The organism is Massilia sp. HP4, from assembly GCF_005222695.1.
Lineage (GTDB): Bacteria > Pseudomonadota > Gammaproteobacteria > Burkholderiales > Burkholderiaceae_D > Telluria.
In genome coordinates, this window is sequence record NZ_STGG01000011.1 from 243,941 (window position 1) to 257,267 (window position 13,327).

14 protein-coding genes are annotated in these 13,327 nt (G+C 64.5%); 5 read left to right on the plus strand and 9 right to left on the minus strand.

The genetic code is table 11. The features are described from left to right. Positions 1-199 precede the first annotated feature (199 nt). The 5 genes from ilvA to rapZ all read left to right on the plus strand — a co-directional run bounded on the left by ilvA (position 200) and on the right by rapZ (position 5,395). Positions 200-1,738, plus strand: coding sequence for a threonine ammonia-lyase, biosynthetic (gene ilvA, locus E8M83_RS04955; RefSeq protein WP_137172277.1), 1,539 nt, complete (start codon positions 200-202; stop codon positions 1,736-1,738). 42 nt (positions 1,739-1,780) lie between these two features. Further along, the gene (gene queF / locus E8M83_RS04960; protein ID WP_137172278.1) at positions 1,781-2,608 is read left to right on the plus strand and encodes an NADPH-dependent 7-cyano-7-deazaguanine reductase QueF; all 828 of its coding nucleotides are present in this window, start codon (positions 1,781-1,783) and stop codon (positions 2,606-2,608) included. 366 nt (positions 2,609-2,974) lie between these two features. Continuing rightward, the gene (locus tag E8M83_RS04965; RefSeq protein ID WP_137172279.1) at positions 2,975-3,457 is read left to right on the plus strand and encodes a PTS sugar transporter subunit IIA; all 483 of its coding nucleotides are present in this window, start codon (positions 2,975-2,977) and stop codon (positions 3,455-3,457) included. Between the two features lie 65 nt (positions 3,458-3,522). Continuing rightward, positions 3,523-4,458 carry an HPr(Ser) kinase/phosphatase gene (gene hprK, locus E8M83_RS04970; protein ID WP_137172280.1) on the plus strand — a complete coding sequence of 312 codons (936 nt, stop codon included), beginning with the start codon at positions 3,523-3,525 and terminating at the stop codon, positions 4,456-4,458. A gap of 58 nt (positions 4,459-4,516) precedes the next feature. Next, on the plus strand, positions 4,517-5,395 hold the full coding sequence (gene rapZ, locus E8M83_RS04975; RefSeq protein ID WP_137172281.1) for an RNase adapter RapZ: 879 nt from the start codon (positions 4,517-4,519) through the stop codon (positions 5,393-5,395). Between the two features lie 86 nt (positions 5,396-5,481). Here the strand turns inward: rapZ and E8M83_RS04980 are convergent, their stop codons facing one another. The 9 genes from E8M83_RS04980 to E8M83_RS05020 form a co-directional block, all read right to left on the minus strand. Then, positions 5,482-6,552: a DUF5694 domain-containing protein gene (locus E8M83_RS04980; protein ID WP_137172282.1), complete on the minus strand. Its 1,071-nt coding sequence runs from the start codon at positions 6,550-6,552 to the stop codon at positions 5,482-5,484. Positions 6,553-6,636: 84 nt separating this feature from the next. Continuing rightward, the gene (locus tag E8M83_RS04985; protein ID WP_137172283.1) at positions 6,637-7,722 is read right to left on the minus strand and encodes an enoyl-CoA hydratase/isomerase family protein; all 1,086 of its coding nucleotides are present in this window, start codon (positions 7,720-7,722) and stop codon (positions 6,637-6,639) included. Positions 7,723-7,830: 108 nt separating this feature from the next. After that, positions 7,831-8,193: a ribosome hibernation-promoting factor, HPF/YfiA family gene (hpf, locus tag E8M83_RS04990; RefSeq protein WP_137172284.1), complete on the minus strand. Its 363-nt coding sequence runs from the start codon at positions 8,191-8,193 to the stop codon at positions 7,831-7,833. A 74-nt stretch (positions 8,194-8,267) separates the two neighbouring features. Beyond that, entirely contained in the window at positions 8,268-9,752 is a 1,485-nt protein-coding gene (locus tag E8M83_RS04995) for an RNA polymerase factor sigma-54 (protein ID WP_137172285.1), read from the minus strand. 11 nt (positions 9,753-9,763) lie between these two features. Further along, on the minus strand, positions 9,764-10,531 hold the full coding sequence (gene lptB, locus E8M83_RS05000; RefSeq protein ID WP_170976696.1) for an LPS export ABC transporter ATP-binding protein: 768 nt from the start codon (positions 10,529-10,531) through the stop codon (positions 9,764-9,766). Further along, on the minus strand, positions 10,528-11,076 hold the full coding sequence (gene lptA, locus E8M83_RS05005) for a lipopolysaccharide transport periplasmic protein LptA (protein WP_137172286.1): 549 nt from the start codon (positions 11,074-11,076) through the stop codon (positions 10,528-10,530). The genes lptB and lptA overlap by 4 nt, the downstream gene beginning before the upstream one ends. Before the next feature lie 47 nt (positions 11,077-11,123). Further along, positions 11,124-11,729, minus strand: a complete 606-nt coding sequence (lptC, locus tag E8M83_RS05010; RefSeq protein WP_137172287.1) for an LPS export ABC transporter periplasmic protein LptC — start codon at positions 11,727-11,729, stop codon at positions 11,124-11,126. Positions 11,730-11,739: 10 nt separating this feature from the next. Next, positions 11,740-12,294, minus strand: coding sequence for an HAD family hydrolase (locus tag E8M83_RS05015; RefSeq protein ID WP_170976697.1), 555 nt, complete (start codon positions 12,292-12,294; stop codon positions 11,740-11,742). Next, positions 12,294-13,292 (minus strand): SIS domain-containing protein, encoded by a 999-nt coding sequence (locus tag E8M83_RS05020; RefSeq protein WP_137172288.1) that lies wholly within the window; start codon positions 13,290-13,292, stop codon positions 12,294-12,296. Before E8M83_RS05020 ends, E8M83_RS05015 begins: the two co-directional genes overlap by 1 nt. Between the last annotated feature and the right edge of the window lie 35 nt (positions 13,293-13,327).

Consider the following 13,327-nt stretch of genomic DNA (forward strand, 5'->3'; position numbering starts at 1 on the left):
TATCTGGCGCCCTTGCGGTGGCCTAGTGGTGACAATAAGCGTCCATTATAATGATCCGGTACTATCGTCACGACACGATACGACGAGCCTGCCATCCAGCGCGCCGTATCGACCTTTGCGCCACGGTCACCCACCCTAGCGGAACAGTTCGCGTCGTCCGTCCCGCCGGTCTTTCCGGCAAGACTTTTGCATCCCGACTATGACTACCGACTACCTCAGAAAAATCCTGACCGCCCGCGTCTATGACGTCGCCGAACAAACGCCGCTCGATCTGGCCCCGACGCTTTCGGAGCGCATGGGCAACCGCATCTATTTCAAGCGCGAGGACATGCAGAGCGTGTTCAGCTTCAAGCTGCGCGGCGCCTACAACAAGATGGCGAACCTCACGCCCGAGCAGCTCAAGCGCGGCGTGATCTGCGCCTCGGCCGGCAACCACGCCCAGGGCGTGGCGCTGTCGGCCTGCCGCCTCGGCTGCCGCGCCCTGATCGTGATGCCGACCACCACCCCGCAAGTCAAGATCGACGCGGTCAAGGCACGCGGCGGCGCCAGCGTCGAAGTCGTGCTGCATGGCGACTCGTATACCGACGCCTACAACCACGCCCTGCTGCTGGAAAAAGAACAGCGCCTGACCTTCGTGCACCCGTTCGACGATCCCGACGTGATCGCAGGCCAGGGCACGATCGGCATGGAAATCCTGCGCCAGTTGTCGAGCCCGATCCACGCGATCTTTGTCGCCATCGGCGGCGGCGGCCTGATCGCGGGTATTGGCGCCTATGTAAAACAGATTCGTCCCGACATCAAGATCATTGGCGTGCAGACCCTGGATTCGGACGCCATGGCGCGCAGCCTGAAGGCCGGCCAGCGTGTGACGCTCACCGACGTCGGCCTGTTCTCGGACGGCACCGCGGTGCGCCTGGTGGGCGAGGAAACCTTCCGCGTCGCCCAGCAGGTGGTGGACGAGATCATCCTGGTCGATACCGACGCCATCTGCGCCGCGATCCAGGACGTGTTCCAGGATACCCGCAGCATCCTCGAGCCGGCCGGTGCGCTGGCGGTGGCCGGCGCCAAGGCCTATGTCGAGCGTTCGCAGATGAACCGCGAGCCCATCAGGAACGAAACGCTGGTGGCGGTGGCCTGCGGCGCCAATATGAACTTCGACCGGCTGCGCTTCGTGGCCGAGCGCGCCGAGCTGGGCGAATCGCGCGAAGCCGTGTTCGCCGTGACCGTGCCCGAGCAGCGCGGGAGCTTCCGCCGCTTCTGCGCGCTGGTCGGCCCACGCAATGTGACCGAGTTCAACTACCGCATCAGCCATGAGAGCGAAGCCCACGTCTTCGTCGGCGTGCAGGTGGGCAGCCGCAGCGAATCGGGCCTCCTGGCGCGTACCTTCGAGGAACACGGCTACAAGACGCTCGACCTCACCTATGACGAGCTGGCCAAGCTGCACATCCGTCACTTGGTCGGCGGGAAAAGTTCACTTGCGCATGATGAATTGCTGTATCGTTTCGAGTTCCCTGAACGGCCGGGTGCGCTGATGCGCTTCCTGGACAGCATGGCGCCGAACTGGAATATTTCGCTATTCCACTACCGCAACCAGGGCGGCGATGTGGGCCGTATCCTGGTTGGGCTGCAGGTGCCGCAGGCCGAGATGGATGAGTTCCGCCGGTTCCTGGCCTCGCTCGGTTATCGTTACTGGGATGAGAGCGGCAATCCGGTCTATAAACTTTTCTTGGGGGCTTAGGCCCTGTTTGGACGCGTGGACGGCGTAGCCGTCCACCCTATTATGAATACTCCTGATCAATCGCCACTTGGCAAATCCTCGGCTTACCAGAGCCAGTACGCACCAGAACTGCTGTTCCCGATCGCGCGCCAGCAAAAGCGCGAAGAACTGGGCCTGTCCGGCACCTTGCCCTTCTTCGGGGTCGACATCTGGAATGCCTATGAATTGTCGTGGCTGAACATGCGCGGCAAGCCGCAGGTCGCGATCGCGACCGTGACGGCGCCCGCCGATTCGCCGAACATCATCGAATCGAAATCGTTCAAGCTCTACCTGAACTCATTCAACCAGACCCGCCTGGCAGGTCCGGACGCCCTGTTGGCCCTGCTGCGCGACGACCTGTCGAACGGCTTCGGTGCGCCGGTCCACGTCACCTTGCACCACCCGGAACAATTCGGGGCGATCAAGATGGGCGAGCTCGAAGGCACGCTGCTGGACCGGCTCGACATCGAGGTCGACGAATACTCGCCGGCCCCGCAGCTGCTCAAGGCCAACCACGAGGATGCGGCGGTCGAAGAGACGCTGGTGTCGCACCTGCTCAAGTCCAACTGCCTGGTCACCGGCCAGCCGGACTGGGGCACGGTGCAAATCCGCTATGTCGGCCCGCAGATCGACCAGGAAGGCCTGCTGAAATACCTGATCGGCTTCCGCGAACATAACGAGTTCCATGAACAGTGTGTCGAGCGTATCTTCATGGATGTGCTGCGCCAGTGCCAGCCGAGCAAGCTGGCCGTGTATGCCCGCTATACGCGACGCGGCGGCCTCGACATCAATCCATGGCGCGCCAATTTCAGCACCGGCATGCCGGGCAATCTGCGTGGCGCGCGCCAGTAAATATCTACTTTCTGTCAGGATATAACCCGCACGCTTGTGCGATTTAGGCGACAGCGATGCGTCGTGCATGGCATCGCCTTTTGCTATACGATACCGAACACTCTGCCTTGTCTTTGAGCAGCCTTGTGTGCAATCGTTGGTGAATCCGGAGAGCGGCATACGATTGCTTGCCCCGACAGCTGATTCGTTGAGGAAATTGCGTATCGATGTTGATGCAAATCAACTAAGTGGCCATCCCGTTTCGACGGGTATCGTGCGGCCGTTCGGCGAGAAGGCCAAACTGTCGCGAATTCGAGTGTCTCAGGCCCTAAACAGGCCTATAATCCCGTGCTCGCAAGCACTCCACGCGTGCATCGCACCCACGTTATGACGAACCTAAGCAAAATCCTCTCGCTCGAGAACGTCCAGCTCGACATTGAAGTATCGAGCAAGAAACGGGCTTTCGAGCAAGCCGGCCTGATCTTCGAGAACAACTGCGGCATCGCCCGCTCGATCGTTTCGGACAACCTGTTCGCCCGCGAACGCCTCGGCTCGACGGGCCTGGGCCACGGCGTTGCCGTCCCGCACGGCCGCATCAAGGGCAGCAAAAGCCTCAAATCCCCGCTGGCTGCTTTCGTGCGCCTGAAGGAAGCCATTCCCTTCGAGTCGCCCGACGGCCAGCCGGTGAGCCTGCTGTTCTTCCTGCTGATCCCGGACCACGTCACCCAGCAGCATCTCGAGATCCTGTCCGAGATCGCCGAGCTGTTCTCCGATGAATCGGTGCGCACTGCCCTGGCCAACGATCCCGATCCGAAATCGGTGCATGACCGCATTATCAACTGGCAACCCAGCCTGCAGGCTCTGGGTTAAACTGACCGTCTGCTGAACGCGCGGCAATTGGGCCGCGCGCCTTTTTTGCGACGACGACAATGCCCATGCTGCAGTCTCCGCTGACCATCCAACGGCTGTACGACGATAACCGCGACAGCCTGCAACTGGGCTGGTTCGCGGGCTTTCCCGGCGGTGAACGCCAGATCGCCGGCGACGCCGCCTCGGCCGCCGACCAGGTCGGCCACCTGAACCTGATCCACCCGGGCCGGATCCAGGTGTTCGGCCACCAGGAACTCGACTATTACCACCGCCTCAAGGCCAATTCGCGCAGCCACGTGGTCGGCGAGTTGATCGGCGGCGGCCCGCCGGCCCTAATCATCGCGCAAGGCCTGGAAACGCCGCCCGACATCCTCGCCATCTGCGACGAGCAGAACATCCCGCTGTTCTCGACCCCGCTGCCGGCGGCGCAGGTGATCGACTTCCTGCGCGTGTATCTGTCCAAGAAGCTGGCCCAGCGCGTGATCATGCATGGCGTGTTCATGGACGTGCTGGGCGTGGGCGTGCTGATCACGGGCGACTCCGGTCTCGGCAAAAGCGAACTGGGCCTGGAACTGATCTCGCGCTCGCACGGCCTGGTGGCCGACGACGCCGTGGAATTCTCGCGCATCGCGCCGAACATGATCGAGGGCCGCTGTCCGCCGCTATTGCAGAACCTGCTGGAGGTGCGCGGCCTGGGCCTGCTGGACATCAAGGCGATCTTCGGCGAGACGGCGGTGCGGCGCAAGATGCGCCTGAAGCTGATCGTCCACCTGGTCAAGCGCGGCGCGCTGGACGAAGAGGTCGAGCGCCTGCCGTTCCACTTCCCGACCGAGGACGTGCTGGGCCTGCCGGTGCGCAAGGTCGTGATCCCGGTGGCGGCCGGCCGCAACATCGCGGTGCTGTTGGAAGCGGCGGTGCGCAACACCATCCTGCAACTGCGCGGCATCGACACGCTGCAGGAATTCATGGAGCGCCAGCGCCAGGCGATGAGCGCGGACTAGTCCTTCCGCTACGTCTTCCCCCGATGCCAACAAGCGGCGCTTGCGGTATCATCGCCACATGCACATCGTCCTCATCACCGGCATCTCGGGCTCGGGCAAGTCCGTGGCCCTGAATGTCCTTGAAGACGCGGGTTACTACTGCGTCGACAACCTGCCGCCGGCCCTGCTGACGGCCCTCGTCAATACCGTCAACGAGACCGGCACCGGCAAGATCGCGGTCGCGGTCGACGCGCGCAGCGCCGAATCGCTGGTCGAGCTGCCGGTGAGCGTGCGCCGCCTGCGCGAGGATGGCCACGCGGTCAAGGTCATGTTCCTGACCTCGAGCACCCATTCGCTGGTCGCGCGTTTTTCCGAAACGCGGCGCAGCCATCCGCTGTCGCACGAGCTGCGCCCGGGCGAGAATCCGGCCTCGCGCCGCACCCTGATCGAATGCATCGCCGAAGAACGCGAGCGCCTGTCGTCGATCGAGAACCTGGGCCATGTGATCGACACCTCGGAACTCTCGGCCAACAAGCTGCGCGGCTGGATCAAGGAACTGGCCGAGGTCGACCACGCGCCGCTGACCCTGTTCTTCGAATCGTTCGCGTTCAAGGTCGGCGTGCCGCTCGACGCCGACTTCGTGTTCGACGTGCGCGCGATCCCGAACCCGTATTACGACCTGGCCCTGCGCCCACTGACCGGCAAGGACCAGCCTGTGATCGACTTCCTCGACGCCCAGCCGAGCGCCGCCGAGATGCTGGCCGATATCCGCGATTTCGTGGCCAAGTGGCTGCCCTCGTTCAAGACCGACAATCGCAGCTACCTGACGGTGGCGGTGGGCTGCACCGGCGGCCAGCACCGCTCGGTGTACATGGCCGAGCACCTCGGCGCGTATTTCGCCGAGACCGAGCGCGTGATTGTGCGGCATCGGGAGCAGCCGAAGAATCCGACGGCGTAGTAGCTACCTTAGCTTCCGCACGTCATTCCCGCCTGCGCGGGAATGACGTGCAAGATGCGGTGGTGCATGGTCGCGTCAGCGGCGGATTACCTCAGCACCTGCACCGTATCGACCACCCGCACATCGTGCATCTGGTGCAGATACGCTTCCAGATAGCCCTTGTGCGACGCTCCCACGATGACCAGCAGCCGCGTGCCCGGCGTCACGCCCACCACGTCGCGGATATTCGCCGCCATGCGCAGGTTGCGCGTTTCCCAGTAGCCCACGTAAGTACGGCCGAAGCGCTGCGGCGACGGCTCGTTCATGGCGGCGCCGAAGTCGATCTCGAAGCTCGCCGCGACATGGGCGGGCGAGTTATAGGCGCGGTACAGCGCCAGCACGCCTTCGGCGCTGCCCAGGCCCTCCTTCAGGACCTTGTCCTGTTCCTGGCGCCGCTTGTTGGCCGGGTTGTCCCAAGCCTTCATGATCGCCTCGCCGGCCGCCTTGCGGTCGGCGTACGGTCGGCCCGCCGCCTGGTCGTCCATCGCATGCACGCGCTCATGCCCCAGGCGCGCCGCCAGCTGCGCTGCGATCATCACGCTTTCGTTGGGACTGCTCTCGAGCTTGCGCAGTTGCGCGACCAGGACCTCATCCAGGCCATCGCCGGCGCGGCGCTCCACGGCCGGCAAACGGAACCACTGGACCATGGCCGACGTGGATTCGCCACCTGCAAGGAATACAGCCGCCAGGCGCCGCCGCTGGGCGCTTGATGGCGCCGTGGGCCAGGCGGCCAGCAGCTTTTCAGCTTCAGCGGTGGCCTGCGGGACATCGAGCCCGGTGGCCGCCCTGGCCGGCGCCGTATCCTCGCAATAGGTCTCGATCGCCTCCCGGTAGCGCTCCACATAGCGGCGCATGAGATCGCACTGCGGCCCGGAGCGCTCCTCCACCGCGATCGCCTGCGGCTTCCAGGCCGCCAACCGGTCGTTGAGCAGGGACAGGCTCGCTGGCTGGAAGGTCTTCGGCAGGTGCGACAAGTGGGGCGAACCGAGCACCATGATTTCGTTGACCGGCCCTGAGGTCGGGCCCTTCAGCTGGCTCGGATCGAAGGCCGGCCGGTAATCCTGGGCGGCGACCGCCCCGCACAAGGTCATCGAGATCAGCAGGGCACGCAGGCGCATCGGTCTTCCTTTCAGGTCATGAAGATCCGATGTTCACACCCCGGCGCCAGCCTGTCACGCAAAAATGGATATGCATGGAAACGTTTATGCGAGATGCCTGAGCGGATGCGCGTGCTTCGGCCACACCGGCGCGAAGAAGCGCGCCACCATCTCGGGCGTCACCTGCTCGAGCGACGGCGGATTCCACTGCGGCGCATTGTCCTTGTCGATGACGAGCGCGCGCACGCCTTCCAGCACCTCGCCATGCTCGAAATTGCGGCGCACCAGCGAACGCTCCATGCGCAGGCAATCGGCCACGCCGAGCGCCGCGCCGCGCGCCAGCAGCTCGTGGGTCACGCACATCATCAGCGGCGAGCGCTGGCGCATCGCCTGCAAGGCCTTCTGCGCGAACGGCGTCGCGTCGCCTTCGAGCGAAGCCATGATGGCGGTGACCGAGGCGGCGCCGAAGTGCGCATCGACCAGGCTGCGATGAGCCTGCAGCACGCTCTCGCCCGCCTGCTGCACGAACGGCGCCGCGAAGGCGCGAATCGCCGCCGGCAGTTCGGCGCCGGGCGTGGATGCCAGCAGCGCCTGCAGGGCTGGCAGTTCTGAGCCGGGCACGAACACGTCGGCCAGGCCGATGTACAGCGCATCGGCGGCGCCGATCGTCAAGCCGGTCAAGCCAAGGTAGTTGCCGAGCCGGCCCGGCGCATGCGACAGGAAGTGGCTGCCGCCGACGTCCGGGAACAGGCCGATGTTCACCTCGGGCATGGCCACCTTGGAGCGCTCGGTCACGATGCGCAGGCCGCAATCCGGACCGCCCTGGGCAATGCCCATGCCGCCGCCCATCACGACGCCATCCATGATGGCGATATACGGCTTGGGATAGAAATGGATCAGGTGATTGAGCGCGTATTCTTCGGTGAAGAAATCCTCGAGCAGCGCGCTGCCGCCCATCGGCCCCGCATGGCCGACCTCATGGAAGAAGCGGATGTCGCCGCCCGCGCACAAGGCTTTCTCGCTGCTGCTGGTGAGCACGACCGCGTCGACCTGCCCGTCGTGCTGCCAGGCGCGCAGGACGTCGGCCAGCGCGCGCACCATCTCGAGCGACAGCGAATTGAGCGCCTTCGGCCGGTCGAGGGTGATGATGCCGGTGCGGTTGGCGATGCGGGTCAGGACGTGATCGGTCATGGCGTGGTCCGTAATGGAAAGACCTGCATTTTACCGAAGGCGCAGAGACACGCGGATGCAAAAAGGGCGCCCCCTCGGACGCCCTCAGCTAGTGTGCCCTGCGCCTGATCAGGCGACAGCGGCGTCTTCGTCGCTGCCGTTTTCAGGCAGGCGTTTGATCGACATGCGGCTATGGTCCTTGAGCTGCTGCTTGTGCTTGAGGATCTGTCGGTCCAGCTTATCCATCAGCGTATCGATCGCCGCGTACAGGTCTTGCGCGACGCTTGCCACGTGCAGGGTCTTGCCCGACACCTGGACGTTGATCTCTGCTTTCTGCCTTTTTTCTTTTTCAGTGAGGTTGTCGACGGCCAGGAAGACGTGGGTGTCGATCACCTGGTCGAAATGGCGAATGATGCGCTCGAGCTTATTCTGAACGTATTCACGGATGGCGGGGGTAACTTCGAGATGATGGCCACTGATTGTGAGGTTCATACACACTCCTTTGAAAATATTGCACCGTGTGGACCACATCGACGCGACAAGGCACGGGGATGTGGACGGCGCAGTTACAAGGACTTGCGGAGGCTTACAGGGGGTATCTTGAGGGCTTCACGGTATTTTGCAACCGTGCGGCGCGCGATGACCATGCCTTGTTCCCCGAGCATCTCCGCGATCTTGCTGTCGGATAAAGGGTTCCTAGGGTCTTCTGCTCCTGTCAATTGTGCAATGAGCGCACGGATTGCCGTCGAGGATGCTTCGCCTCCCGCCTCGGTGGCAACGTGGCTGCCGAAGAAATACTTCAACTCAAACATGCCGTGCGGGGTCAGCATGTATTTCTGCGTTGTGACACGAGAAATTGTGCTCTCGTGTAGGCCTAGTGTATCAGCAATCTCACGTAAGACAAGGGGGCGCATGGCAACCGCGCCATGGGAGAAAAAGTTGCGCTGGCGCTCGACGATCGCCTCTGCCACACGCAGGATGGTGTCGAAACGCTGGCGCATATTCTTGATGAGCCACTTCGCTTCTTGCAGCTGCGCGCCCATCTGCGCCTCGCTCTTGCCCTGCTTGAGCAGGCTCGCGTACAGGCTGTTGACGCGCAGGCGCGGCATCACGTCCGGGTTCAATGTGACAGCCCAGCCGTTCTTGGAAGGGCGCACGATTACATCCGGCACCACGTAGTCCGACACGTTCGAGGCGAAGGGCGCGCCGGGATGCGGATTGCACTGGCGGACCACGGCCTGCACCTCGCGCAGGTCTTCGTCGTCGCAGTCGAGCGCCTTTTTGAGCTTGCTGTATTCGCGCTGGGCGAACCAGCTCAGGTAACCCTCGACGATGGTCAGGGCCATGCGCCGCGTGACCATGGCCACGTTCGGCATGCGCCGGATCTGCAGCGCCAGGCACTCGGCCGCGCTGCGCGCGCCCACGCCCACCGGGTCCATGCTCTGCACCAGCGCCAGCGCGCAGCGCAATTCGTCGATCTCGATGTCGAGTTCTTCGGGCAGCCTTGCGTGGATCTCGTCGAGCGGCTCTTCCAGGTAGCCGTTGTCGTCCAGCGCATCGATCACCAGTTCGGCCAGCGCCCGGTCGCGCGCCGACAGCGTGGCTTCGCGCACCTGTTCCATCAGGTGCTCGCGCAAGGTGATGGCGCAGGCTTCCAGCTGCGGGCGGCCGTCTTCGTCTTCGCCGCCACCGCCTGACGGACCGGCGCCGCCATCGCTCCAGTCGGTGTCGCTGCGATCGCCATCGGCGCCGCCGTCGAAACCCTCGCCCTCGCCTGCCGGCGCCGGTGCTTCCTGGCCGTCGGCCTGCTGGCCGGGCGCGGGCGGCGCTTCGCCATTGGGCGGCGCGTTGTTGATGGCGCCGTCGGCCAGCAGGCGCACCGAGCGGTCGAGCGGATCGTCGAGCCGCTCGAGCAGCGGGTTATCGCCCAGTATCTGCTCGATCTCCTGGTGCAGTTCGAGCGTCGACAGTTGCAGCAGCCGGATCGACTGCTGCAATTGCGGGGTCAGCGCCAGGTGCTGCGAGGTGCGAAGTTGCAGGGACTGTTTCATCTAGGCGTCGCTCACATGCGGAAGTGTTCGCCCAGGTACACGCGCCGCACCGACTCGTCGGCGATGATGTCGTCAGGGCGGCCCGATGCCAGCACGGCGCCCTGGTTGATGATGTAGGCACGGTCGCAGATGCCCAGCGTCTCGCGCACATTGTGGTCGGTGATCAGGACGCCGATCTTGCGCTCCTTCAGGAAGCGCACGATGCGCTGGATCTCGATCACGGCGATCGGGTCGACGCCGGCGAAGGGTTCATCGAGCAGCACGAAGCGCGGATTGGTGGCCAGCGCGCGCGCGATCTCGACGCGGCGGCGTTCGCCGCCCGACAGCGACAGCGCCGGGTTCTCGCGCAGCTTCTCGATCTGCAGGTCGGCCAGCAGGGTGTCGAGGCGTTCGTTGATCTGGTCCTTCGAAAGCGGCTTGCCGTTGTCCTTCTGCAGCTCGAGCACGGCGCGGATGTTCTCTTCCACCGTCAGCTTGCGGAACACCGAGGCCTCTTGCGGCAGGTAGGACAGGCCCAGCACCGCGCGGCGGTGGATCGGCAGGCTGGTGATGTCGGTGCCGTTGATGTCGATCGAGCCGGCGTCCGACGGCACCAGGCCGACGATCATGTAGAACGAGGTGGTCTTGCCGGCGCCGTTCGGGCCCAGCAACCCCACCACTTCGCCGCATTCGACCTGCAGCGACACGTCGCGCACGACCAGGCGCTTGCCATAGCTTTTTTGCAGGCCATTGACGACCAGGGTGCTGCCATCGCCCAGCGCCATCGGGACCGCCGTCATTGGGCGCCTCCGGCCGGCGCACGCTTGGGCGACAGGATCAGGGTGCCGCGGCCGCCGCCTGCCTTGCTCTGGCCGCTGACATCGTTGCGCACGGTGGCGACTTCCTTGCGGTTGTCGTAGGAGATGAAGGGACCGGTGATCTGGTTGGTCATGCGCGAGTTTTCCAGCTCCTTGATCAGGGCATTCGAGTACAGGCGTACCAGTTCGGTACGCTCGTCGTACTCGATGCGCTCGGCCTGGCCTTCGACCCACAGGTCGGGGCCGCCGTCGCGCTTCTGGCGGAAGGTGGTGAGCCGGTTGTCGTTGGCCGTGAGGGTCACGGTCATATAGCCTTCAGGGGTTTCCTTGACCACGGCGCGGTCGGCCTTGAGCAGCAGCGTGCCGCGGGTCAGGATCACATTGCCGGTAAAGATGCGGGTGCCCGAGACGCCGTCGACGTCGGCGGAATCGTATTCGATGGCCGCCGGCTTGAGCGAATCGGCGCGTTCGGCGGCAGCCGTCAGCGACAGCAGGGAAAGGAATACGGCAGCAAATAATTTTTTCATGGTTGGATGCGGATCTGGGGTTGGCACGCGGCGCTAGTGTTCAAAGGTCAGCGCTGGCGCGGCGGATAGACGATCTTGCCGCGGCTGGACAGGTGCACTTGCTGGGTCGCGTTGTTGGCGACCATGCCGGTGCCCACCAGGGTGGATGTGCCGAGCTGCATGTCGATCGGCAGGTCGGTCTTGACGATTTCTTCGTCGGGCAGCACGGTGAGCGCCTGGCTGCGCACGCGCAGCGCCTCGCTCTGCGCAGTCTTGGGACGCTGCAGGTCGACGTCGCCCATCAGCTCGACCCGGTGTTCCTCGTGGTGGATGCGCGCATTGTTCGCGACCACCGTCATCGGCGGACGGCCCGGCTCGACGCCGCGCAGCACCGGTTCGTCGACGTGCGACACGTCGCCATTCGGGATATGGGCCATGCGCTTGCCCGACACCAGGTAGCTCGGCTGGCCGTTCTCGGTCATGCGCACGAAGGAAAAATTCTCGACGATGTAGTCCGGCTCGTCCGGCGGCCCGCCCAGCTGGGCGTCGATGTCGGATGCCTGCATCAGCTGCAGCAGCCAGAAGCTGCCGAAGGCGAAGAAGGTGCCGATCACGATCATCGCCAGGAGATTCCAGCGGTGCGCGGTACGCTTGTTGACGACGACGGTAGCCATTGTCTGATCCTCAGGCGAAGTACGGCGCGAGCGCCTGGTCGTAGGTGCCCTGGGCGCGCATCACGAGGTCGCATACCTCGCGCACCGCGCCACGGCCGCCGCCGTTTTTCGTGACGTAGTGCGCGCGGTGCTGCACCTCGGGATGACCGGACGGCACGGCGACGGCGAAACCCACGCGCGCGAACAGCGGCAGGTCGATCACGTCGTCGCCGATATAGCCGCACTGCTCGGCGGTGAAGCCGGTGGCTTCGAGCAGCTTGGCGAAGCCGATGCGCTTGTCGTGGATGCCCTGGTGGACGTGCGAGATGCCGAGATCGGCCGCGCGCTTGACGACGATCGGCGACAGGCGCGCACTGATGATCGCGGTCTGCACGCCGGTTTTATTCAGCAGCTGGATGCCCAGGCCGTCGAGCACATTGAAGGTCTTAGTGACTTCGCCGTCGGGACCGTAGGTCAGGCTGCCGTCGGTCAGCACGCCGTCGACGTCGAAGATCATGACCTTGATGCGCGCAGCGCGCTCCATATGGGCCAACGGCGTGATTGCGGGAATAAACGTGTCGCTCATCAGATCACCTTGGCGCGGGTCAGATCGTGGATATGCAGCGCGCCGACCAGGCGGTCGTCATCATCGACCACCAGCATCTGGTTGATGCGGAATTCTTCCATCACGGCGACGGCGTCGACCGCGAGCTGATCGGGCCGCACGCGGCGCGGATTGGCGTGCATCACGTCGCGGATCTGGATGTCGGAGAAATCGTGCATGCGCTCGATCACGCGGCGCAAGTCGCCGTCGGTGAACACGCCGACCGGACGGCCTTCGGCGTCGACGATGGCGGTCATGCCGAGGCCCTTGCGGGTGACTTCGAGCAGCGCTTCGACCAGCGAGGTCTCGGGGCCGACGCTCGGCACCGCGTCGCCGCTGCGCATCACGTCGCGCACATGGGTCAAGAGGCGCCGGCCCAGCGCGCCGCCCGGATGCGACAGCGCGAAGTCCTGCTCGCGGAAACCGCGCGCGTCGAGCAGCGCCACGGCCAGTGCATCGCCCATGGCGAGGGTCACGGTGGTGCTGGTGGTCGGCGCCAGGTTGAGCGGGCAGGCCTCTTTGTCGACCGCGATGTCCAGGTGCACGTCGGCCAGCCGGGCCAGGCGCGAGGCTGGTTTACCGGTCATGGCGATCACGCGCGCACCGAGGCGCTTGACGGCCGGCAGGATGTCGAGGATCTCGGACGATTCGCCCGAATTGGAGATGGCGATCACGACGTCGTGCTTGGTGACCATGCCCAGGTCGCCGTGCGCGGCCTCGCCCGGGTGCATGAAGAAGGCCGGGGTGCCGGTGGAAGCCAGGGTGGCGGCGATCTTGCGGCCGATATGGCCCGACTTGCCCATCCCGGACACGACCACGCGGCCGTCGCATCCAAGAATGAGACGCGCGGCGTTGATGAAACTGTCATCGTCGCCCAGGCGCGCCTGCAGCGCGCGGATGGCGTCGGCTTCGATCGACAAGGTTTCGCGACCCAGGGCCAGGACGCGCCGGGCCATGGTCTCGTCAAAACTATTCAGCATTGTTTTTTCATCGGTTACACTCATTTTGGAAGTAT